1 protein-coding gene is annotated in these 264 nt (G+C 65.2%); it reads right to left on the bottom strand.

Features of this window, described 5'->3' with window-relative positions; genetic code table 11:
• Positions 1 to 264: LysR substrate-binding domain-containing protein (locus tag SB765_RS30550; RefSeq protein WP_410932607.1), on the bottom strand; the 264-nt coding region annotated here is incomplete at both ends.

Here is a 264-nt window from a genome sequence, read left to right as displayed (position 1 = left end):
CACTGCCCAGGGCTTGCGGGGTGAACACGAAGTCCTCTTCGGCGAAGTCGCGCAGGTCGACCAGGGGCTGCTGCGCTTTGGCGTGGCTGGCCGGCAGGGCCATGATGATCTGCTCGTTCAGCAACAGCCGCGATGCGATGATGTCGGGCGGCATCGGCAGTTTACGCATGAAGCCGATGTCGGCTTCGCCGGCCAACAAGGCCTTGGCCTGGGAGGCTGAGGGCATCTCCCGGATGGTCAGGCGCACATTCGGGTAGACCTCGC

Source organism: Pseudomonas sp. SIMBA_067 (genome assembly GCF_046534675.1).
Lineage (GTDB): Bacteria > Pseudomonadota > Gammaproteobacteria > Pseudomonadales > Pseudomonadaceae > Aquipseudomonas > Aquipseudomonas putida.
Note: the sequence above shows the minus strand (reverse complement) of the source record. Positions and strands in the feature narration are given on the sequence as shown.